The sequence below is a fragment of the Streptomyces sp. NPDC001880 genome (assembly GCF_053594575.1).
Genome location: NZ_JBSFET010000008.1, coordinates 49,029 through 69,196 on the forward strand (window position 1 = coordinate 49,029; position 20,168 = coordinate 69,196).

At 71.6% G+C, this 20,168-nt stretch carries 21 protein-coding genes; 4 read left to right on the forward strand and 17 right to left on the reverse strand.

The genetic code is table 11. The annotated features are described in order from the left end of the window. Positions 1–26: 26 nt before the first annotated feature. On the reverse strand, positions 27–1,262 hold the full coding sequence (locus ACWCQ6_RS07230; protein WP_451086312.1) for an MFS transporter: 1,236 nt from the start codon (positions 1,260–1,262) through the stop codon (positions 27–29). A gap of 239 nt (positions 1,263–1,501) precedes the next feature. Between ACWCQ6_RS07230 and ACWCQ6_RS07235 the strand changes: the two genes are divergently transcribed. After that, positions 1,502–2,017: a DinB family protein gene (locus tag ACWCQ6_RS07235; protein ID WP_451086314.1), complete on the forward strand. Its 516-nt coding sequence runs from the start codon at positions 1,502–1,504 to the stop codon at positions 2,015–2,017. A 54-nt stretch (positions 2,018–2,071) separates the two neighbouring features. On the opposite strand, the gene ACWCQ6_RS07240 is transcribed toward ACWCQ6_RS07235, so the two are convergent. Further along, complete coding sequence (locus ACWCQ6_RS07240; RefSeq protein ID WP_451086316.1) at positions 2,072–3,118, reverse strand: hypothetical protein; 1,047 nt, start codon at positions 3,116–3,118, stop codon at positions 2,072–2,074. A gap of 356 nt (positions 3,119–3,474) precedes the next feature. On the opposite strand from ACWCQ6_RS07240, the gene ACWCQ6_RS07245 reads away from it, so the two are divergent. After that, the gene (locus ACWCQ6_RS07245; protein WP_451086318.1) at positions 3,475–3,909 is read left to right on the forward strand and encodes a nuclear transport factor 2 family protein; all 435 of its coding nucleotides are present in this window, start codon (positions 3,475–3,477) and stop codon (positions 3,907–3,909) included. Between the two features lie 66 nt (positions 3,910–3,975). Here ACWCQ6_RS07245 and ACWCQ6_RS07250 read toward each other — a convergent pair whose 3' ends face one another. The 10 genes from ACWCQ6_RS07250 to ACWCQ6_RS07295 form a co-directional block, all read right to left on the reverse strand. Then, positions 3,976–5,115, reverse strand: coding sequence for a zinc-binding dehydrogenase (locus tag ACWCQ6_RS07250; RefSeq protein ID WP_451086320.1), 1,140 nt, complete (start codon positions 5,113–5,115; stop codon positions 3,976–3,978). Then, positions 5,112–5,414, reverse strand: coding sequence for a putative quinol monooxygenase (locus tag ACWCQ6_RS07255; protein WP_451086322.1), 303 nt, complete (start codon positions 5,412–5,414; stop codon positions 5,112–5,114). Before ACWCQ6_RS07255 ends, ACWCQ6_RS07250 begins: the two co-directional genes overlap by 4 nt. 5 nt (positions 5,415–5,419) lie before the next feature. Then, on the reverse strand, positions 5,420–6,082 hold the full coding sequence (locus tag ACWCQ6_RS07260; RefSeq protein WP_451086324.1) for a glycerol-3-phosphate responsive antiterminator: 663 nt from the start codon (positions 6,080–6,082) through the stop codon (positions 5,420–5,422). A gap of 48 nt (positions 6,083–6,130) precedes the next feature. Beyond that, entirely contained in the window at positions 6,131–7,684 is a 1,554-nt protein-coding gene (locus tag ACWCQ6_RS07265) for an FAD-binding oxidoreductase (RefSeq protein WP_451086326.1), read from the reverse strand. After that, entirely contained in the window at positions 7,681–9,354 is a 1,674-nt protein-coding gene (locus ACWCQ6_RS07270; protein ID WP_451086328.1) for an FAD-dependent oxidoreductase, read from the reverse strand. Before ACWCQ6_RS07270 ends, ACWCQ6_RS07265 begins: the two co-directional genes overlap by 4 nt. A 74-nt stretch (positions 9,355–9,428) precedes the next feature. Next, positions 9,429–11,000, reverse strand: a complete 1,572-nt coding sequence (locus ACWCQ6_RS07275; RefSeq protein WP_451086330.1) for an FGGY family carbohydrate kinase — start codon at positions 10,998–11,000, stop codon at positions 9,429–9,431. 94 nt (positions 11,001–11,094) lie between these two features. Next, on the reverse strand, positions 11,095–12,546 hold the full coding sequence (locus tag ACWCQ6_RS07280; RefSeq protein ID WP_451086332.1) for an MFS transporter: 1,452 nt from the start codon (positions 12,544–12,546) through the stop codon (positions 11,095–11,097). Positions 12,547–12,811: 265 nt separating this feature from the next. Continuing rightward, complete coding sequence (locus tag ACWCQ6_RS07285; protein ID WP_451086334.1) at positions 12,812–14,365, reverse strand: peptidoglycan-binding protein; 1,554 nt, start codon at positions 14,363–14,365, stop codon at positions 12,812–12,814. A 213-nt stretch (positions 14,366–14,578) separates the two neighbouring features. After that, positions 14,579–15,295 carry a nitroreductase family protein gene (locus ACWCQ6_RS07290; protein ID WP_451086336.1) on the reverse strand — a complete coding sequence of 239 codons (717 nt, stop codon included), beginning with the start codon at positions 15,293–15,295 and terminating at the stop codon, positions 14,579–14,581. Beyond that, positions 15,292–15,606, reverse strand: coding sequence for a hypothetical protein (locus ACWCQ6_RS07295; protein ID WP_451086338.1), 315 nt, complete (start codon positions 15,604–15,606; stop codon positions 15,292–15,294). The genes ACWCQ6_RS07290 and ACWCQ6_RS07295 overlap by 4 nt, the downstream gene beginning before the upstream one ends. Here ACWCQ6_RS07295 and ACWCQ6_RS07300 point away from each other — a divergent pair. Then, positions 15,605–16,105, forward strand: a complete 501-nt coding sequence (locus ACWCQ6_RS07300) for an SRPBCC family protein (protein ID WP_451086340.1) — start codon at positions 15,605–15,607, stop codon at positions 16,103–16,105. The two genes, ACWCQ6_RS07295 and ACWCQ6_RS07300, sit on opposite strands and share 2 nt — an antisense overlap. Positions 16,106–16,147: 42 nt before the next feature. On the opposite strand, the gene ACWCQ6_RS07305 is transcribed toward ACWCQ6_RS07300, so the two are convergent. Together ACWCQ6_RS07305 and ACWCQ6_RS07310 are read right to left on the reverse strand one after the other, a co-directional pair. Next, positions 16,148–16,282 (reverse strand): hypothetical protein, encoded by a 135-nt coding sequence (locus ACWCQ6_RS07305; RefSeq protein ID WP_451086342.1) that lies wholly within the window; start codon positions 16,280–16,282, stop codon positions 16,148–16,150. Positions 16,283–16,375: 93 nt separating this feature from the next. Then, the gene (locus ACWCQ6_RS07310; RefSeq protein ID WP_451086344.1) at positions 16,376–16,834 is read right to left on the reverse strand and encodes a DUF5709 domain-containing protein; all 459 of its coding nucleotides are present in this window, start codon (positions 16,832–16,834) and stop codon (positions 16,376–16,378) included. A gap of 245 nt (positions 16,835–17,079) precedes the next feature. Between ACWCQ6_RS07310 and ACWCQ6_RS07315 the strand changes: the two genes are divergently transcribed. After that, complete coding sequence (locus ACWCQ6_RS07315; RefSeq protein WP_451086346.1) at positions 17,080–17,310, forward strand: DUF6296 family protein; 231 nt, start codon at positions 17,080–17,082, stop codon at positions 17,308–17,310. Positions 17,311–17,359: 49 nt separating this feature from the next. Here the strand turns inward: ACWCQ6_RS07315 and ACWCQ6_RS07320 are convergent, their stop codons facing one another. The 3 genes from ACWCQ6_RS07320 to ACWCQ6_RS07330 all read right to left on the reverse strand — a co-directional run bounded on the left by ACWCQ6_RS07320 (position 17,360) and on the right by ACWCQ6_RS07330 (position 20,068). Beyond that, positions 17,360–17,785: a cold-shock protein gene (locus tag ACWCQ6_RS07320; RefSeq protein WP_451086348.1), complete on the reverse strand. Its 426-nt coding sequence runs from the start codon at positions 17,783–17,785 to the stop codon at positions 17,360–17,362. A gap of 127 nt (positions 17,786–17,912) precedes the next feature. Beyond that, positions 17,913–18,788: a DMT family transporter gene (locus ACWCQ6_RS07325; RefSeq protein ID WP_451086350.1), complete on the reverse strand. Its 876-nt coding sequence runs from the start codon at positions 18,786–18,788 to the stop codon at positions 17,913–17,915. A gap of 437 nt (positions 18,789–19,225) precedes the next feature. Then, the gene (locus tag ACWCQ6_RS07330) at positions 19,226–20,068 is read right to left on the reverse strand and encodes a response regulator transcription factor (protein ID WP_451086352.1); all 843 of its coding nucleotides are present in this window, start codon (positions 20,066–20,068) and stop codon (positions 19,226–19,228) included. Positions 20,069–20,168 lie beyond the last annotated feature (100 nt).

The window sequence follows — 20,168 nt, forward strand, 5'->3', positions numbered from 1 at the left end:
GGTCACCGCAAACGGTTCGATCACGGTCAGGAGCGGCTGACCGCGCCGCGCGCCACCACGGCCGCGCACAACAGCGCGGGCACCGCCGCGACCGCGAAGCAGACGGCCGGCGGGAGCCGGTCCACCAGCAGACCCACCGCCGCGGCGCCCACCGACGCCCCGGCGTTGAACGCGGTGTTCACCCAGGCCCCCGCCTGTGTGCGGCTGCCCGCGCCCACGGACTCGTCCGCGATGAGGTACGCGGTGGTCAGCGCCGGCGCGACGAACAGCCCGGCCACCGCGGCGAGCGCGGCCAGCACGTACACACCGGACGACAGTCCGGCCCCGACCACGGCCGCGCCCAGTCCGGCGGCCAGCAGCGGCAGCCGCGCCCGGTTCGACGCCCGCCAGGGGACGGCGCCATAGGTGAGTCCTCCGACCGCGCTTCCGGCCGAGAGCGCGGCCAGCACCCACGACACGGCCCCCGCGCCCTGGTGACGCTGCTCGGTGAATGCCACCACCAGCAGGTCCAGGCCCCCCAGGCACAACCCCATGGCCGCCGTCACCAGCACCGCGTGCCGCAGCCCGACGAAGCCGAGCAGCCGCCGCCCGGCCGGCGGGCCATCCGGCCCGGCGGCCTTGTCGTCCGACGGCGCCACGCCCGTACCGCGTACCGCCGGTGACGACACCAGCGCCAATGTGCCCGCGAGGATCAGCGCGGCGCTGACCGCGATCCCGGCCGCGGGCGAGGCGAGCTTCACCACCACCCCCACCAGCAACGGGCCGGTGACGAAAAGGAGTTCCTCGGCCACACCGTCCAGGCTGTAGGCGCGCCGCAACAGCTCCCGGTCGGCGACGAGACCGCTCCACAGGGTCCGCATCACCGGCCCCAGCGGTGGTGTGCAGACCCCTGCAGCGGCGGCCAACGTACCCAGCAGGAACGCCGATGCCCCCGGCCGCCAGGTGGCGTACGCGAGGGCGGCGAGCAGTACCGCGTAGAGGCCGGCCATCGGCGGCAGAGCCCGGCGCGGCCCGTGCCGGTCGATCAGTGAGGCACGGGCGGGGGAGACGAAGACGCTGGTCGCCCCGTACAGCGCCATGACGGCGCCGGCGACGGAGTACGAGCCGGTGGTGGCGTTCACGGCCAGCATCAGGGAGAGGGAAACCATCCCGTACGAGAGCCGCCCCAGCAGGGCGGCACCGAAGGTGCGGGCGGCGTGGCGGGTGCGCAGGACGGTGGCGTACGAAGGCGTGCGCGAAGGCACGAGTGATGGCGAAGGCATCGATTACGTTCCTCGTGAGAGCAGCGCGGCAGAGGGCGCTGCGGGCATGCGGGGACACCGAGGTGCCGCACCCGGCGGAAGCGGGGTGCGGTCAGTGCGGGGTCCTACGCAAGGGAGAGGAACATGCCGGTCAAGGTATCAGGGCGACTGGCTTGGGAGGAGGGGGAGTTCGGCTCCCCGGGCGGCCAGGAGGACGTGCGGTGCGGGGTGTGACATTGCCTGGGGTAGCCTCGGCGCCCATGTCGTCCTACCCCTCCCGCATGCGCCCCGCCTACGACGCGGACGAGCGGACCCAGCTCGTCGGCTGGCTCGACTCGCAGCGCGCGATCACTCGCTGGAAGTGCGAAGAGCTCTCGGAGGCGGACGCGCACCGTCCTGTCCTGCCGTCCTCGCCGCTCATGACGATGGCGGGTGTCATGTCACACCTTCGCTGGGCCGAGCACCTCTGGTTCGAGGTCGTCCTGCTGGGCCGCCCGGCGGTTGGGCCGGTGTTCGACGGGCCGGAGGACGCCGACATGATGGTCGACGGCGTTCCGCTCGCGAAGCTGCTGGACGACTACGACCGGCAGGTCGCGGTGTCGAACGAGATCGTCGCGGCGGGGTCGCTCGACGACGTGGGCCGGCACCCGGACTTCGAGGCCTCGGGTGCGAGCCTGCGCTGGATCATGTTCCACATGATCGAGGAGACCGCCCGGCACGCGGGCCACCTGGACGCCATCAGAGAGATCCTGGACGGGAGGACGGGCCACTACTGAGGCCCGCCCACCTGGGGCGCCCGCAGCCCGCCTGGCGCGCACCGTCCGCCCGCGTCATTCGGTGGTGCCGGTGATGCCGGTGTTGGCCGCCAGGATCCGTCCGGCGGTCCGCCGGAGTTCGGGAAGGAAGGCGATGACCTCCTCGCCCCGGCGGAGCAGGTCATCGGTGGACGTGATGCCGAGATCGGCGACGGCCTCCCGGAAGGCCGGAAGGCGTGCGCGGTGCAGTTCCGGGGCGTCCGCGGCCAGTACGGTGTGACATCGCGCGAAGGTCGCGATGATCCAGAACACCGCTTCGCGGTGGTCGCCCCGCTCGATGAGGTGCCGGCTGCCGTCGATGGCGACCGGCCGTGCCCCGGCGGTGATGTCGCCGCTGAAGAAGAACGGCGTACGGGCGACCTCCGCGGCGACGTCGAAGGTACGGGCCAGCTCGTCCAGATGACGGCCCGTGCCGCGTGCCGACAGCCGCGCGCACCCCAGGAGCTCCAGCAGCTTTGGGTACAGTTGCGACTGCCCGTACGCGTCGAGGACCTCTCGGGCCGCCGGATACCGCAGCCGGACCGTGGGATTGCGCAGAGCCGCGACCAGCGGAACATGGGTGGTCACCCCGGTCGGGAACAACCAGGACAGCACCTGCTCGTGGAACGGCGCCGAGGTGTCGAAGGCCGCGAGGCGGGCCTCGATCCGGCGCTCGGCATCCAGGCATCTGCTGCGTACCCAGCACCGTTCGGCGAACCGGCGCGACACGTCCGCCCGCAGTTCGCGCAGCCGGCCCGTCGGGTCGTCGATGACCGTGTCGCGGCGGAAACTCCCCGCCAGGTGGTACGAGGAGAGAACCCCCTCCGCAGAGGCGAGTTCCTCCCACGACAGATGACTCACCTCCAGCAGCGCACCGCGGAAGCGGAACTTGCCCGGCCCGACCGGCGGGACCGGTGCGGCGGCGACGACCACCACGTCCACGTCCGAGAACGGGGACAGCTCGGCATCGTCCGGCAGGCCCACCGTGGAGCCGCTGAAATAGGCACCGCGGAAGCCGGGATCGGGCCGGGCATGCTCGGTGACCCACTGGACTGCGGCCGATCGGGCCGTACCGACTCTCATTCCGGACCTCATTCCGGCTACGGGCACGCACCGGCCGTACCGATGCCCCTTCGACGGAATCACCGTAACCCGGTCCCGCCGCGCCGCGCGTTGCCGCATGTACGTCCATCCGGCCCTCATCGGCCGTGGCAAACCCCTGTTTCCGGCCTCGGCGGTCCGAACCGGCCTCCATCCGGCCGGGACCTTGGAGTTCGGCAACGGTGTCGTGCTGCTTCGTCACGAACGCCGCGCGGTTGCTCCAGCGGAATGAACTCCCCGAGCCGCGACGGTGTGTGACCGGTGCCGTGCCGGGTCGCCCGCGGCTCTCTCCCCGTATAACTGCCGCACCATCGCGAGATCTCACGAAAGGACCGGCGATGACGCTCAGTGTCGAGGACCGTCTGAAAATCTCCGAACTGCTCGCCCTGCACGGGCACTTGGTCGACAACGACGAACTGGACCGGCTGGACGAGCTGTTCACCGACGACATCGTCTATGAAGCCTCGAACCTCGGGCACGGGGCGCTGCGCGGGCTGGCCGCCTTCCGGGACATGGCGCGGGCGCGGGCGGGCAAGCCGGGCGCGCCCGTCGGCCATCACGTCACCAATATCGCCCTCACCGAGGCCGAAGACGGCCGGGTCCACGCGCGGTCCAAGGGGATCGGTGTAAGCGCGGACGGTCAGTGCGGAAGCGTGACCTACGAGGACGTGATCGTGCGCGGCGAGCAGGGATGGCGCATCAGTCGCCGCAGGATCACCCTGCACTTCACTCCCGCCGTCGATGCGTCGGACACGGAGGAGGCCAACAGCTGACGGCCGACGGCCGGCGGCGCCCCTCGGACAACCAGGGGCGCCGCCGGCCGGGGAACGGCTCGGGCGTCAGCCGTTCAGCATGCCCGAGGTGTCGATGACCTGACGGATCGCCCTGCCCGAGGCCAGCTCCTCCATCGCCGCGTTGATGTCGCTCAGCGGCAGCGTGCCCGTGTGCATCTGCTCCACCGGCATCAGGCCCGCCCGCCACAGGTCCAGGAACCTCGGGATGTCGCGGCGCGGCACCGCGTCACCCATGTACGAGCCCAGCAGGGACTTGCCCTCGCCCGCGAACGCCAGGGCCGGTACCTCCAGCACCCGGTCCGGTGCGGGCAGGCCCACCGAGACGACCTTGCCGCCCCGTGCCACGGCCGACAGGCACTGCGCCATCACCTTCGGACTGCCCACCGCCTCCACCGCCAATTCGGCTCCGCCGGAGGTGAGTCCACGGATCTGCCGCAGCGCGTCATCGGGGTCGTACGCGTGCGTCGCACCCAGCCGGAGAGCCAGCTCGCGCTTCTCCTGGACCGGGTCGACCGCGATGATCGGATACGCCCCCGCAGCGCGGGCGCCCAGCACCGCGGAGAGGCCCACCCCGCCCAGGCCGTAGACCACCGTCGACTGCCCGGGACGCAGGGCCGCCGTGTTGATCACCGCGCCCGCGCCCGTCAGCACCGCACAGCCGAACATCGACGCCACGGTGAACGGAACGTCCTTGGGGATCGGGACCACCGACTCCTGGGCCAGCACCGCGTGTTCGGAGAACGCGGAGACACCCAGCTGGTGGTGGACCGGATTGCCCGCGGCGTCGGTCAGCAGTGACGGACCGTGCAGCAGCGCCCCCGAGCCGTTCGCCGCCGCGGCCTGTGCGCACAGGGCCGGCCGGCCCGCCGCGCAGTCGACGCAGAAACCGCAGCTCGGCACGAAGACCAGCGCCACATGGTCGCCGGGGGAGACCCGGCCGACGCCCGGTCCGGTGTCCTGGACCACGCCCACCGCCTCGTGGCCCAGCGCCATCGGCAGCGGGCGGACCCGGTCGCCGTTGACCACCGAGAGGTCCGAGTGGCAGAGCGAGGCGGCCGCGATCCGGACCAGCACCTCGCCCTCGCGCGGGGCGCCGAGATCCAGCTCCTCCACCTCGACCGGACGGGTGTCGGAGTACGGTCGGGCCGTCGACGTCCCGCGCAGCACCACCGCACGGGTCTTCATGCCGCCACCTCCGGACGCGGGGCGCAGCGCAGCACGTCCCGGCTCTCCAGCAGCGGGACGACCTTGCCGAGCACGGTCTCCTGGAAGTGCGGGGTGGCGCAGTGCGCGGTGAAGTCGGCCTCGGAGGCGTACTCCTCGTAGAGCACGATCGCGCGCGGGTCCTCGGTGCCCTGGTGGACCCGGTAGGCGAGGTTGCCGGGCTCCTCGCGGGAGGCGGTGGCCACCGTGTCGAGCAGGGGCAGGACGGTGTTCTCCTCACCGGCCCGGGTGCGGTAGCGGGCTACGACCACATACGTCATGGGGGTTACTCCTGGGGTGCGGCGGGCCTCTTCAGGGCGGCGGGCGGGACCGGCGGCAGCTGGTCCCGGCGCAGATTCCAGAGGCGGGGGTCGGACGTGGCGGCGGCGGCCGACCCGAGGGCCAGCGCCAGCGCGACGTCCGCGGGGCTCTCCACGAAGCCCGCGGCCACCGACGGGGACATCGCGCGCTGTGCCTGCGCGCTCATCCGGCCGATGATCGGGGCGGGCATGATTTCGACCAGGTCCGGCGCCCCGCGCGAGATCGCGTCCGTGGAGCGGCGCAGATTGGACCGGTCGGTGACGAACACCTTCATCATCGTCAGCAGGCCGAGCGGGCGGCCCTTCTCTATGAGGGAGAGCCGGGTGCTGACCACGCCGTGCGCGCCCATGTTCTTGATGAACTCCAGCGCGCCCCGGTCCTGAGCCAGACCGGGACTGCTGTCCACGTTCACGAACACGGTCTTCCCCGCCCGGCCCAGCGCCGGCACGACCTGGGGCAGCTGCCCCACCGCGAACGAGGCGAGGATGCCCACCTTGGCCGGCGCGGTCAGGAACTGCCGCAGCGGCTGGGCGCCGATGACCGACGCGACGACCGGCACCTCGGCGAACGCCGCGGTGAGCCGGGGGTCGACGAGCGGGGCACCGGACCGGGAGGGGGAAGGGGTCATGGCAAGAACCTGCCTGGGAGGAAGGGGTTCGTGGCTGCTGGCCTGGCGTCAGCTCAGCGGAGACGTACCGAATCGGCTGGGAAGGCCCAGTTTGCCAGGGTTGAGAATGCCGGCCGGGTCCAGGGCCTTCTTCACCGCGACGAAGGTCGCGAAGCCCGCCCCGAGGGATTCCTCCAGGTAGGGGCCACGCAGCAGACCGCAGCCGTGGTGGTGGCTGAGCGCCGCCGCGTGCTTGATCAGTACGGCGTTGGCGGCGTCCCACACCGAGCGGTACCAGTCGCGGCGCGACTCGGGAGCCACGTCGCCGCGCAGCGAGAAGTAGACGCAGGCGCCGTCGGTGTACGCGTGGGACTGGTGGGCCGAGGCCGCCAGGGTGCCGGACACCGACTGGATCGCGGCGACCACCTCGTCGTAGATCACCGGGAGATCGGTCCAGGACGCGGCCATCTCCAGGGTGTCGGCGACGAAGCCGGGGCCGGGCTTGAATCCGTCGGCGGACTTGCCGACCAGCATCCGCTCGTCCAGCCAGCGCTCGAAGACCGCCTTGCTGTCCAGCTCGGGGCCGTACTCCTCGCAGACCTCCTTCGCCACCTTGATCGAGGCGTCGACGATGGCCGGGTCGCCCTCGTCGGCGACGAGCAGCAGGTTGGTCTCCGGGTGGCCGAAGTGGGTGCCCGACTCCAGGGTGTCGTACAGCCGCAGGACGGCCGGGGTGGCACCGCGCTGCATGATCCTGCGGCAGGCGTCCAGGCCCTCCGCGAAGGTCTTGAAGCCGTACGCGACGGCGCTCGCGTACTCCGGCAGGGGGTGGACCCGCAGCCGGGCCGAGACGATGACGCCGAGGGTGCCCTCGGAGCCGACGAACAGCTGGCGCAGGTCCGGGCCGACCGCGGCACGGGCGTAGTCGCCGTACGTGGCACGCGTACCGTCCGCGTGCACGACGTCGACGCCGACGACCATGTCCTCGATCTTGCCGTACCGGGTGGAGAGCTGACCGGCACCGCGGCAGGCGATCCAGCCGCCGACCGTGGAGACGGCGAACGCGGACGGCCAGTGGCCGGTGGTGACGCCGTACTCCTCCTGGAGCTGCTTCTCGAAGAGGTCGCCGAACATGCCGGCCTGGACGTCCACGATGTTGGACTCCGCGTCGAAACCGGTGATCCGGTTCAGCCCGCAGACGTCCAGGACGACGCCGCCGAAGACGGGGAGCGCCGCACCGGTGACATTGGAGCGGCCGGCGGACGGGGTGACCGGGATGCCGGCCTCGTGGCAGATCCGCAGCACGGCCGCGACCTGGTCGGCGTCGGCCGCCTCGACGATCACGGCGTCCGGCGTCGCGGGACGGCCCTCGGTCTCGCCGATCATCGAGCCGGCCCACCAGTCACGGGTCCGGCTGACGACCTCGTCGCGGGAGGTGTGCACCGCGTGCGCGGCCTCGCGCAGCGCCTCGATCACGGTCTCGGGCACCTCGACCGGGTTCACCTGGAGGGCGGCCTCGCCGTCCCCGATCGGGGTGTTCTGCGCCCACTTGGCGAAGCTGGGGGCGCCGATGGTGTAGTTGCCCCGGTTGAACGGGTGGGTGATGGTCTGACGGCTGATCATGCTGCTGCCCCTTCGAGGAGTACGGACTTTTCGTGACGGACGGCTGTGAGGTAGTCGGAGACCGAACGCTCCACCTCGGCCTCCGTGAGGTTCAGTTCCCGGCCGAGGATCGCGCCCACGGCCCCGGCGGCGTCGACGGACGCGTCCCGGGCGAACAGCCGGGCGCGCAGCCGGCGGGAGAGCACGTCGTCGACCGAGCGGGCCAGTTCGGCGCGGGCCGCGTAGACGACCTCGGCCTTGGTGTACGGGAGTCCCGCGACGATCGGCTCGGCCAGCGCCGGGTCGTCCTGGATGAGGTCGCCGACGAAACGGGCCTCGGTGCCGAAGCGCTCGCCGAGGTGCGCGGCGATGCCGCCGGAGGCCGCGACGGCCTCGGCGTCGTAACCGGCGCCGCCGAGCAGCGGGAGGTCGGTGGTGCGGCTCTTCCCCTTGCGGCCGAGGACGGTCATCACCTTGTCGATGACGAGTTCGCCCATGTGCCGGCTGGTGGTGAGCTTGCCGCCGGTCACCGTCACCATGCCGGTGCGGCCGATGGTGATGTGGTGGTCGCGGCGCATGTCGAGGGTCGCGCCCTCCTTGCCGCCGACCAGCGGGCGCAGACCGCCGATGGAGCCGACCACGTCGTCCGGGGTGAGCTTCCCCTCGAAGGCGGTGTTGGCGCCCTCCAGCAGGAATTCCATCTCCTCCCGGGTGCAGTGCACATCGTCGGCGGAGCCCTGGTAGTCCTCGTCGGTGGTGCCGAGCACGACGCTGTTGCCCCAGCGGGTGCAGGTCGCGCGGCGGGCCCGGCCGGGGATCGGCACGGTGACCGTGCAGTTGATCCGCACCTTGTCCCACGGCACCACGATGTGGACGCCCTTGGCGGGCCTGACCTGCGGCTTGTGACCGTCGTCCGCCTTCGCGTCGAGTTCGTCGGTCCATACGCCGGTGGCGTTGACGACGGCCCGCGCACGGATGTCGAAGGTGTCGCCGTCCGCCGAGACCCGGGCGCCGGCCACCTTGCCCATCTGCATCAGCAGACCCTCGGCCCGGGCACCGTTGAGGATCGTCGCACCGAGCGCCGCCGCGGTCCGGACGATGGTCAGCACGAGGCGCGCGTCATCGGTACGGGCGTCGAAGTACATCAGCCCGCCCTTGAGGTTCTCCGCGCGCAGGGTCGGCGCCTGCGCGAGGACCTCGGGAACGGTGAGCCGCTGGTGCAGCTTGCCGATCCGCCAGCCGCCGACCAGGTCGTACGTCCACAGCAGTCCCTCGAAGCCCTTGGCGAGGCGGGCGTCGAAGATGCCCTCCTTCTCCAGGATCGGGAAGAGGAACGGCAGCCGGTGCACCAGGTGCGGGGCGTTCTTGCGGAAGCGGTGCCGCTCCAGGAGCGAGTGGCGGACCAGGTTGACATTGCCCTGCTCGATGTAGCGCAGGCCGCCGTGCACCATCTTCGAGGACTTCGACGACGTACCGGAGGCGAAGTCGTCCTTCTCGACCAGCGCCGCGCGCAGCCCGCGCGAGGCCGCATCGAGCACGGCGTACGCCCCGGTGATGCCGCCGCCTATGACGAGTACGTCGTACGTGTCATCGGCCAGCCGGCGCTTGAGGGCTGCCCGGTCGAGCAGCAGGGGCGTTCGACGGGTCGCCGCGGCGCTGCGCCGCGGCTTCCGGGCGGGCATGGTGATCACAACATCAACTCCTGGTGTTTCGGTGCGGCGGCCGCGTGGTCGGTACGGGCCGCCGGGTGACGGTCGGGGGGCCGTCAGTGGGGGGTGGGAGGTTCGGGGTCCTTCAGGGGGAGGAGTGCCGGGTCGTTCAGGTGGGCGATGAGCACGTCGCGCCAGGCGGAGCGCTGCGCGGTGCGCTCGGCCGCCGTGATCGAGGGCTCGAAGATCCGGCCGAGCGGCTGTGCCTCGACGACCTCTTCGAGCGAGGACCACAGGCCCTGGGCGACACCGGCGAGATACGCGGTGCCCCGCAGGCTGGCGGTGGCGGAGTCGGAGACCCGCTCCAGCGGCAGACCGGTCAGATCGGCCTGGATCCGCATCAGCGGGTCGCTGCCGGAGACACCGCCGCCGACCCGGAGCCGGGTGAACGGTGTTCCCATGGTTTCGGCGACGCCGTCGATCAGGTCGCACACCGAGTGTGCGATCCCGTCGAGCACGGCGCGGGCGAGATCGGCGCGGGTGGTGGCGAGGGTGAGCCCGGTGAGGGCGGCGGTGGCCTCCGGGTGCCAGACCGGCGTACGGACCCCGGCGAGTGCCGGGACGAAACGCGGGGTGCGGCCCGGCCGGGTGGGGACCCGGCCCGCCTCCTCACCGAGCTCCTTCGGCGACGCGAACAGGCCCAGGTCGTCGCAGAGCCAGCGCAGCGCCGAACCCGCCGTGGAGGTGTACGCCTCCAGGCTGTAGTGGCTGATGTCGCCCTGCCGCCGGCCGGGCTGGGCGAGCACCCCGGAGATGTCCGGCCGGGGCAGGGCGGGCGTGGTGCCGGTCGCCGCGTCGACGAAGGCGCCGGTCCCGTACACGCACATGCCCTGCCCGGCGGCGAGGCCGCCGAGCGCGACGAGTGCGGCGTGCTGGTCGCCCATGGAGGCAGTCAGCGGGACGGCGATCCCGAGGGCGGCCGGGTCGGTCGTGCCGAATCCGGCGTCGTCGGAGCGGAGCTCCGGGAGCAGGTCGAGGGGGAAGCCGAGGTGGCCGATCCATTCCTCGTCCCAGGCGTGCCGCTCCAGCAGATAGCCACCGCTGGAGGCGGCGTTCGTCGGCGTCGTGGCGTGCACGGCGCCGCCGGTGAGCCGCCAGATCAGCCAGGTGTCGACGGTGCCGAAGAGCAGCCGGCCCTCGCGGTGCGCGGCGGCCACCTCCGGATGCGCGGCGATCTGCCGGGCGGCCCAGAGGAACGGTGCGCGGGCGCCGACCGGCCGGCCCTGGCGGGCCAGCAGGGCAGCGTCCCACTCCGTCTCGTACGCGGTGAGCTCGGCCGCGTACCGCCGGTCCTGCCACACCACCGCGGGCAGCAGCGGCCGCCCGGTCACCCGGTCCCACAGCATCGCGGTCGCCCGCTGGGTGGAGAGCGCCACCGCGGTGATCTCGATGCCCTCCTCGCGGGCCCGGCCGACGGCCCGGCGCGCCACCTCGACGGTGGCGGTCCAGATCTCCATCGGGTCCTGCTCGACCGAGAGGTCGTCCGGATGGCTGACCTTGATCGACCGGTAGAACACCTCGTGGGCGGCGCCGGAGTCGAGGACGACTCCGGCCCGGGTGCCCGTGGTGCCCTCGTCGATGGACAGCACACCGCGCTGTGCGGCGGCGCCGGGGAGCGTCTGCGTCATTGCAGCCCTTTCATTGCGAGCATCGCGAGCGAGCTGTGCGGAGGGGGAGAGAGGGGAGAGGACCATCGTGTGGTGCGACAGGCCCGGCGGCCGGTCAGCGCGCGGTCAGTGACTCCGCGGATTGCGACGGACCCGTCTGCGCGGTTGTGGCCCGGTCCTGGCCGACGGCCTCGTCGGGGGAAGCGGCCTTCGTCGGGTCCCACTTGATCGCCAGGCAGGTGATCAGGCCGAGCAGCGGCACGACGGAGATCACCAGGAAGGTGTCGGCAAGCCCCAGCGAGTCCTTGATCTGCGGGAAGACGTACAGCCCGGCGACACTGCCGAAGCTGCCGACCATTCCGGTGACACCGGTGCCGAGAGCCCGGACGTCGCTGCTGTACGAGAGCGCGGCGATGGACTTGCCGTTGGCGCCGGGGCCGGCGGAGTGGCAGAGGATGAACAGCACGGGCAGCAGGAACGCCACGGCCGTGGGCACCTTCTCGAAGGTCAGCCCCATCGCGAGGAGCGCCACGAAGACACCGGCGAAGCCGACTGCGGAGCTGAGCCGCAGTCCCAGCCGACGGCCGAAATAGGCGGAGAGGAGCCCGCCCGCGATACCGAAGGCGTTGAAGACCATCGAGCCGATCGTCGCCTTCTCGAAGCTCTCGCCGAAGATCGTCAGGCTGATCAGCGGGAGGTACCAGCCGACCGCGAAGTACTGCATCGACTGCCCGAGCGAGATGACCGAGGAGAGGATCGTGCGCGGCAGGTACTCGCCCTTGAAGAGCAGCCCGGCCTGGCGGAAGCCGATGGCGGGCGCCTCGGTGGCGGCGCGGGTCGCCTCGTCGGGCTTCCCGGCGACGGCCTCGATCCCGTAGATCTTCTCCAGGTTGACGACGGCCTCGTCCAGCCGGCCCTTGCTCGCCAGCCAGGTCGGGCTCTCGCGCAGCATCAGCCACTGGCCCAGGAGCAGGGCGCCGGCCACGACCGCGGCCGAGCCGACCGACCAGCGCCAGATGTCCGCGCCGACGTCCATGTTGAAGCAGAACAGGGCGAGCGCGAGGTTGCTGGTGGTGGCGACGTACCAGACGGCCTGCCACAGGTTCAGCCGGCCGCCCAGCTTCGCGGGGGTGTACTCGGCGAGCAGCGCCATGGCCACGGCGAAGTCGATGCCGTACGCGACACCCACCAGGACCCGGCCGAGCCAGACGACGGTGAAATCACCGGCGAAGGCGGCCAGCAGGGCGCCCGCGATGGCGAACACCTTGGCGATGAGCAGCGGGGGCACACGGCCGATCCGGGTGGCCAGCCAGCCGCCGACCGGGTTGAAGACGATCGCCAGGGCCGGAGCGGTGGCCGTGAGGATCGAGACCTGGGTGCTGGTGAGGTCCATCTGGGTCGTCATCGGCCCCAGACCGGCGCTCAGCGCGGCGTTCGAATAGGCGTCGAGAAACAGCCCGCCGAACACGAGAAACCAGATGACCTGCGCCCGGCCGGTGATCTTTCCCAGCCCATCGATGAGCGCAACGACGTCGGCGACGCCTTTGACGCTCGGACGTTGTGCCATGAATCCGCCTTCGAGGAAGACCCATCGGCGGCACGGGGGGCACAAAAAAACAGGCATGACGAACCACCGACAGGTGGTCTATGTCTGTGCCTGTCAAAACACTGCGGAAAGCGCCGCAGCACGTGAATTGCAAGGAATGCGAACTACGCAGTGAGGTTAAGAACCCGCCAGGAGAAACGTCAAGGGTTTCCGGCAGGTTACCTGAACGTGACATGGCCCCCACGAGCGGGGCGGTGCGGTCCGCCCCGCTCGTGGGGACGGTGCGTCAGCGCCCCGTCTGCAGCGCCGCCCAGGTGTCCGGCCCCACGATGCCGTCGGCCGTCAGTCCCCGGCTCGTCTGGTAGTTGCGCACCGCGGTCGCCGTCGCCGGGCCGAAGCTGCCGTCGATGCCGACCGTCGAGCCGAGCGCCGCGGTCAGCGAGCGCTGGAGCCGTTTCACGTCGTCGCCCGACGTGCCCTGCTGGAGGCTCGGCGTCGCGCCGGCCGACAGCAGCGCGGTCCAGGTCCTGGCCCCCACCACGCCGTCGGCATCCAGTCCGCGCGCCACCTGGTACGCCGTCACCGCGGTTCTCGTGGCCGGGCCGAAGCTGCCGTCCACCGCGCCCGCGGAGTAGCCCTGCTCGTTGAGCAGTTGCTGAACCGCCTTGACCTGGGCGCCCGTCGAACCGCTCTGCTGGGTCGCGTACGAGGTGAAGCTCAGCCCGTCGGAGCCTTCACCGCCGCCGGTGTCCCCGCCGACCAGCTGCATGTAGCGGGTCCAGTCCCAGTAGGGCCCCGGGTCGGTGTGGTCGTTGCCCGGTGCCTCGCTGTGCCCGATGATGTGCGCCCGGTCCTTCGGGATCCCGTAGCGGTCGCACAGGTACTTGGTCAGCGCCGCCGACGAGCGGTACATCGGGTCCGTGAACCAGGAAGGATCGTCGATGAAGCCCTCGTGCTCGATGCCGAGTGCCGAGGCGTTGGCGCTCTTCGCGTGGTACGCGGTGTCGCTGTCGCGCACCATCTGGGTGATCTCGCCGTCGGAGGAGCGCACCACGTAATGGGCGCTCACCTCCGAGGTCGGGTTCTGGAACCAGCTGATGGAGCCCGCGTACGAGCCCTGCGTGACATGGACGACCACCTTGTCGATCTTCGCCGAGCGGCCCGTCGCGTAGTTGTTCGAGTTGGCCGGGACCCACAGCGCCGAGGGGTAGTCCGGGCTCTGGGTGCGTACGTCGGTGGCGGAGAGTTCCCCCTTGTCCGGGGAGATCGGACGACTCGTCACCGAGACCCATTCGCCGCCGGGGACGAGCGCCTTCAGCCCGTCGGCCAGGAAGGTGTAGACGGTGTCGGCGTAGAGGGCCGCGGCCCGCCCCTGCGCGCCGCCGTACCGGGCGACGGCCGGGTACCAGGCGTCGATGTCCTCGCGGTCCCGGGCATCGAGGCCGAGCTTGTCCGCGTGACTGCGCAGCACCGCGGCGCCGCCCAGGATGTTGGCCGCGGTGTCGGTGCGGAGCTCGGCGAGGGGCTTGCCGGTGAGGGCCGCCGCCTGTTCCAGGGACCTGTTCGTGGGGTTGCTCACCAGGTGCATCACGCCGTAGCCGTTGGCCTGGCTGGGGCGCCCGGAGTGGCCGTCGAGCCGGGTCTCGCCGTAACCGACGGCGGCGAGCAGATCGCGCGGCACGTCGAACTCCGCGGCGGCCAGCGCGAACGCCCGGTTCATCGGGTGGTCGCCGTCCGCGGCGGCGAGGGCCGGCGTGCCGGTCACGGTGAGGACGGTGGCGGTGAGGGCCGCCAGGACGGATGCGCGGCCCTTGGTGTGGGCGGCGGCGCGGCTGGGCATACCTGCTCCTGCTCGGTGGGGGGCGGAGAGAGAAGTACGGCCCCCGGGGCCGAGTGGGGTGGGCCGGGGGCCGTGAAGCCCGCTCAGCGTATCCATCCGTCCAGGGCATGACAATCACTGTTGCGGTGCGTCGAACTCCCTTTCACTCCAACGGAGTTGAGGTTCGAGGCGTGGGCCCGCCCGGTGAACGGACGGGCCGTCGATGCCCGGGAACTACCAGCGGTCGCGGTGGATGACGTCCGCCACCGGGCGGCGCCGCACCGGGCCGAAGTTGCCCAGCGGCCACCCGACCGGGATGGCGGCATAGGTGTGCATGTCCTCGGGGATGCCGAGGGCTTCCTTCCACTCCTGCTCCAGCATCAGGTGCCAGATGGTGATGTTCGCCGCGAGCCCCAGGGCCCGTGCGGCGAGCAGGATGTTCTGTACGCCCGGGTAGACGCAGGAGCCCTCGGCGAGCGCCTGGAAGCGTGCCTGGGTGTTCATCATGTGCTCGGTCGCGGCCGGGCCGAGCGCCTGCGCGGAGGCCAGCAGCCCCTCCTCGTCCAGACGCGGCTCCGGGAACCGGTAGCAGGGCACGATCAGCGCCGGAGTGTCGGCGAAGTGGTCGCGCTGGTACTCGATCGCGGCGACCATCCGGCCGTACGCCGCGTCGTCCATGCCCTTGGGCGCGTACTTCCCGGTCGTCGCCAGGTAGGCGTCCACGCATCGCTTCCACAGCGGCGCCAGACGTGCCATCACCTCGCGGTCGGTCACCACCACGTACTCGTAGCACTGCATGTTGCCGCCGCTGGGGCCCCAGACCGCGGCCTGTATGAGCTGCTCCAGCGTCTCGTCCGGCACCGGTTCCGGCTTCAGACGGCGCATCGCGCGCATGGTGGACATCGTCGGGAAGAGTGCGGGCCCGTCGGCGTGAGTCATGTCGATCGTCATGATCGCGGAGTGTACGGGCCGGCCATCGGCGGCGGGGGTGCGCCGTCCGCCGCGACCGCTGAATGCGTACCGCTGAACGACCTCCCGCCGCACGGGGGAACGCGGATCGGAATCACCTTCGCGAAGGCGTATATATCACTGAGTTCGTCCTGGAGCGCCCGGACGACGTCGCGGACCTCGCGGCCCGGTTCTTCACCGACCGCCTGCTGGAGCCGGCGCCCGGACCGGTTGGCACTCCCGGCGCAGTCGCGGGCATCGCGGTCACCGGCCGCAGTGGACTTCGCCGACACCCCGTAGGAAGGAACCGTCATGGACAAGCCCGAGTTCGTCTACGCCCTCTACATCCAGACCAGCGCCGAGAAGCTCTACCACGCGCTGACCGACCCCGAGCTCATCAAGATCTACATGGGCGGTTACGGCCCCGACTCGACCTGGGAACCCGGTGCACCGGTCCGCTGGAAGATGGACCCGGACGGCGAGTTCGAGGAGGTCGGCCAGCGGGTCCTGGAGGCGGAACCCGGCAGGCGGCTCTCGTACACCTGGCACACCCTCCAGCCCATGCACCGCCAGATGTTCGACTTCGCCTCGGACGAGGAGTGGGACAGGGCCGTCCAGGAGCGGTCGAAGGTCGCCTTCGACATCGAGCCGGCCGAGGAACCCGAGCTGGGGATCAAGCTGACGCTCACCCATGACGGGTTCGACAGCCCCGACAGCAGGATGCTGGAGGGCGTCAGCAGCGGCTGGGTGGCGATCCTCTCGACGCTCAAGACGCTTCTGGAGGGCGGGAAGTTTCTCGACGAGCCGGCCTGAGGCGGGTGGTACCGGGCCCGCCCCGGGCATCCCGGCGCACGTTCAGGCGCCGGGCACCCGGTCGAGGAAGCCGCTGACCGAGCAGATGCGGCCGCCCTCGGCGAGGATGGCCACGTCCGACCCGGCGACGGGCGCCGAACCGTCGGCGGTGGAGACCACTCCCCAGCCGAAGCGCACGATGTCGTGGTGCCCGTCCGGCGCGCCGGTGACCCGGAACTGGGCGCGCGGTTCGCGCCGGGTCCGTGCGAACGGTGCCAGGGGGCTGTCGTCTCAGACCTGGCCGTCCGAGACCACATGCATGGCCGCCTCCTCGGCGGACGCGCCGGCCCCGTCGATCCCGACGTCCTCGCCCGCCATGGTGTCCGGCTCGTCGATGTCCAGCTGCCGGGTGAGCCGGCCGGCCCGTGCCGTACCGACCTCCGCGTCCCAGAGCTCGCCGTCACCGCCGGGCAGATCCCCCATTCCGTCGCCGTCCCCGTCGGTGTCGGGGGAGTCGGGGAGTTCACGGGCCAGCCGGCCTTCCAGCGACTCGCCGTCGTGCTGTTCGGCGGCGGTGGTGCCCCGGTCCTCCACCGCCCACGGGCGCTCGGGCGGGGAGTAGCCCTCGTCGAGAGCGTCGGTCAGCCCCCGGTTGTCCAGGGTGTCCTCGACGTCGAGCTGCTCGGTGAGGTCCGAGGCCTCCGGCTGCTGGGGCTGGTAGACATCGTCTCCCCTGTCGGCATCCATCATGGTGTGTCCCTTCCCGGTTTCGGGGATCCCGGGCGTGCATGCCGTGCACACGACTCGGGGAGAAAGGGGGCTATTCATGCGGTATGCACCCGAGTGCTGTCGAACCGCCCGTATGGGTTCAGGATAAGTGGGCCGGGCATGAGTCCGCAGCCGTGGGCCGCTGCTCGGGCGCCGAGGGCCGGTCGGAGGGACCATGGAAGGTGCGGGAGGAACATGCCCTGCCCCATCCGCATCGGAGAACGGTCATGGATTATCCGGAGAGCTACCAGTTGGTATTTCAGGCGTCCGCCGTGGAGGACGACACGGTGACCGTCCGGCGCACGGAACAGTCGGGAGCCGGCGGCTACCCGATCTACGAGGACGAGACCGGAATCGTGCGCGCGGAGATCAGTGACCGGGGTGAGGTACGCATGCTGGCCACCGGCGGACACCAGGTACTCGGCACCCCGTTGGTGGTACGGGAGCCGAGCGGCTGAACGGGCGGGACGGCCCGGCGCCGGAAATGCGAGGACGGCCCCGGGGTCGTCAGCCCTCGGTCCAGCCGTGGTTCTTGGCGAACTGCAGCAGCCCGCGCCGGATCTGGAGGATCTGGGCACCCGTCAACGACGGTGCGGACTCCAGCAGTATGTCGGTGACGTCCCTGGTGTACTCGGCCGCGCTGAGCACGTCGCACAGGGTGTCGTCGTCCGGTGCTCCGGAAACGGTGATGCCCGAGGTCCTCGGCGGGGTCAACGGCTTACCGTCGGGCCCCTCGGCCAGCCGGACCGACGACGCCTTCAGTCCGCGGTCACCGTCCTCGATCTCGAACTCGACCGCCGTACCCGTGTGTACGTAGGACTCGGGGATCAACATGTCGTTCACATGGAGGAAGACGTCCTCACCCCCGTGATCGGGCGCGATGAAGCCGTATCCCCGAGCTCCGTCGAACCGCACGACGCGACCAGCAACCACACCGACCCCCAGAAAAAAGAACCGGGCCCCTTGCCCGTACGCCACACAAGGCTCGACCGGAGAATAGCGCCGAGCGCGGGGCGGCGCGACCCGGTCGCAGGCAATCGCCCTCCCGGGCCGGGCCGGCTCACCTGACCCGGCGCGCGGGCGGGGCCGGGTTCCCGGCCGCCAGCGGGGAACGGGCCAGTTCCACGCAGCCCGCCGCGATCAGCGCGAGCGCGAGCAGCTCGGGCAGCACCCACCAGCCGGTGCGCAGCTCCTCGCCGAAGAGCGTCACCCCGTACGTCACGCTGATCAGCGCGTCCCCGAGGGTCAGCATCGGCTGGACGGCGGCCAGCGTGCCCGCCTGGAGGGCGTTCTGGAGCAGGAACAGGGAGCCCACCCCGGCCACCGCGGTGGCGTACAGCTGCCAGGACGTCAGCAGCGCCACCGCTCCACCGCCGCCTCCGAGCCGCGCCATGGCGTCCTTCATGAACGCCGCAGTCAGGGCGTACCCGCATGCGGCGCCGAGGCCGAGGAGTGCGCCCCGGGTGTCGCCGCGGCTCTTCAGGGCCGCGCCGATCAGCGTGGCCTCGAAGACTCCGGTCAGGACCAGCGCGGGGACCCAGGCCGCTCCCCGCACGGAGTCACTGCCGCCGCCGGGGGCCGCCGAGGCCATGCCGAGGGCCAGCCCGAAGGTCACGGCCACCACCCCGTACCAGACCCGCCGGGGCAGCCGGACGCGCATCACGAACGCCGCCATCAGCAGCGTGGCGGGCAGCTCGATGACAAAGATCGGCTGGACCACGGAGATCGGTCCGGTGGCCAGCGCCACGGCCTGGCAGACGGCCGCGACGATCACCAGACCGATCCCGGCGAGCCACAGCCGCTGGCGCAGCAGATGCCCGATCAGCGACGGACGCATCGCCTCGCTGTCGGGGACGGTGCGGGCGGCACGGCGCTGGAGCACGGAGGCGGTGCCGTTGCTGAGCGCGGTGAGGACGGCGAACAGGACACTGATCACCGCCCCATGATGCGGGCGGTCGTCCCGTGATCCCGGGTCCTGCGGCGCGGCGGCATGGCGGGGCGTACGGACCGGAGCACGACCTTTGATGCGGACCGAAGCCGTCCGCGGCGACGCGTAGCGCCGCCCTACTACCAGCTCTGCGCCCCGCCTCGACGGCTTCGGCCCGGCGGAACTTGCCGCGCTGATGGAGTCCCGCGAGGCGGTGCACATCGTCACGATGCGGTCCACCATCCCTGCACACCGCCGCCGACGCGCTCATCCTGCGCCCGCTCGGCCGGGCGGAGCGCGGCGCGGCCACGGAGGAGGCCGTACGGATGCTCTCCTCGGTCATGACGGCGTCGGGTGGAACCGGCCACGACATCCGGTTCGCGACCTTCGTCGACTTCGGGGAGTGAGATTCGGGGAGTGAGAGGGGAGCCTTCGGGTATCGCCGGCTACGGCAGCAGCCCTGCGCGCCGGGCCGCCACCACCGCCTCCAGACGGGTGTGCGCCCCCAGCTTGCGCATCGCCGAACGCAGATAGCCCTTCACCGTCTCCGGCCGCACCCCGAGCCGCCCCGCCGCCACCGCGTTCGTCGCCCCCGCCGCCACGCAGGCCAGCACATCCAGCTCGCGCGGCGCCAGCTGCACCTCGCAGGACTTCGGCGAGCGGGGCGCGGCCGCCGAGGCGAGCCGCCCGCACACCGCCAGCAGCTCGTCCCGCAACGCCGGGTCGACGACCTTCGGGACCAGGGCCCGCAGCTCGCGGTGGGCCTCACGGACGTCCTCCCACGCCTCCGGGGCCGCCCTCGGATCGGTGACCTGCTCCCGCGTCATCGCCAGCAGCTGCTGCACCTCGTCCCGCACCACCAGGGCCTGCTCCACATCGCGGGCGGCGGCGACCGCCGCGTCGAACGTACGGTCTCCGAGCGTGATCGGCTCACGCAGTGCCCCGTACAGCACCCCGCGCACCTTGCGCCGCACCACGACGGGGACCGCGACCACCGAGCGCAGGCCTTCGGCCGCGACCGCCAGGTCGTACTCGTGGCTGATGTGGCGCGAGGAGTGGTAGTCGGTCACCGCGCACGGCCGGGACAGCGCGATCGCCTTGCCGCCCAGCCCGCTGCCCGCCGAGATGACGAGCCCGCGCAGGGCGGCGGTCTGTGCTCCGTTCAGCTCGGCGATCCGGGCATGACGGGGGTCGGCGAGCAGCCCGCCGAAGGCCACCGGCAGCCCACTGGTCCGGCGCAGCCGCAGCAGCGCTGTCTGCATTTCGACCGCATCGACGGAATCCGGCACGCTGACGCCTTTCCTGCCCGGCTCCGAGGGGGGCTCGGCCACCCCCTCGCAGCACCCCCGTTCGGGGGTGGTGAGACCTGGGTCACTGTTTACATGATGT

Bases quoted from the DNA above. Each gene is read 5' to 3' on its own strand.
- ACWCQ6_RS07230 (WP_451086312.1), bottom strand. From the start codon at position 1,262: ATGCCTTCGCCATCACTCGTGCCTTCGCGCACGCCTTCGTACGCCACC.
- ACWCQ6_RS07235 (WP_451086314.1), top strand. From the start codon at position 1,502: ATGTCGTCCTACCCCTCCCGCATGCGCCCCGCCTACGACGCGGACGAG.
- ACWCQ6_RS07240 (WP_451086316.1), bottom strand. From the start codon at position 3,118: ATGAGAGTCGGTACGGCCCGATCGGCCGCAGTCCAGTGGGTCACCGAG.
- ACWCQ6_RS07245 (WP_451086318.1), top strand. From the start codon at position 3,475: ATGACGCTCAGTGTCGAGGACCGTCTGAAAATCTCCGAACTGCTCGCC.
- ACWCQ6_RS07250 (WP_451086320.1), bottom strand. From the start codon at position 5,115: ATGAAGACCCGTGCGGTGGTGCTGCGCGGGACGTCGACGGCCCGACCG.
- ACWCQ6_RS07255 (WP_451086322.1), bottom strand. From the start codon at position 5,414: ATGACGTATGTGGTCGTAGCCCGCTACCGCACCCGGGCCGGTGAGGAG.
- ACWCQ6_RS07260 (WP_451086324.1), bottom strand. From the start codon at position 6,082: ATGACCCCTTCCCCCTCCCGGTCCGGTGCCCCGCTCGTCGACCCCCGG.
- ACWCQ6_RS07265 (WP_451086326.1), bottom strand. From the start codon at position 7,684: ATGATCAGCCGTCAGACCATCACCCACCCGTTCAACCGGGGCAACTAC.
- ACWCQ6_RS07275 (WP_451086330.1), bottom strand. From the start codon at position 11,000: ATGACGCAGACGCTCCCCGGCGCCGCCGCACAGCGCGGTGTGCTGTCC.
- ACWCQ6_RS07280 (WP_451086332.1), bottom strand. From the start codon at position 12,546: ATGGCACAACGTCCGAGCGTCAAAGGCGTCGCCGACGTCGTTGCGCTC.
- ACWCQ6_RS07285 (WP_451086334.1), bottom strand. From the start codon at position 14,365: ATGCCCAGCCGCGCCGCCGCCCACACCAAGGGCCGCGCATCCGTCCTG.
- ACWCQ6_RS07290 (WP_451086336.1), bottom strand. From the start codon at position 15,295: ATGACGATCGACATGACTCACGCCGACGGGCCCGCACTCTTCCCGACG.
- ACWCQ6_RS07300 (WP_451086340.1), top strand. From the start codon at position 15,605: ATGGACAAGCCCGAGTTCGTCTACGCCCTCTACATCCAGACCAGCGCC.
- ACWCQ6_RS07295 (WP_451086338.1), bottom strand. From the start codon at position 15,606: ATGACGGTTCCTTCCTACGGGGTGTCGGCGAAGTCCACTGCGGCCGGT.
- ACWCQ6_RS07310 (WP_451086344.1), bottom strand. From the start codon at position 16,834: ATGATGGATGCCGACAGGGGAGACGATGTCTACCAGCCCCAGCAGCCG.
- ACWCQ6_RS07315 (WP_451086346.1), top strand. From the start codon at position 17,080: ATGGATTATCCGGAGAGCTACCAGTTGGTATTTCAGGCGTCCGCCGTG.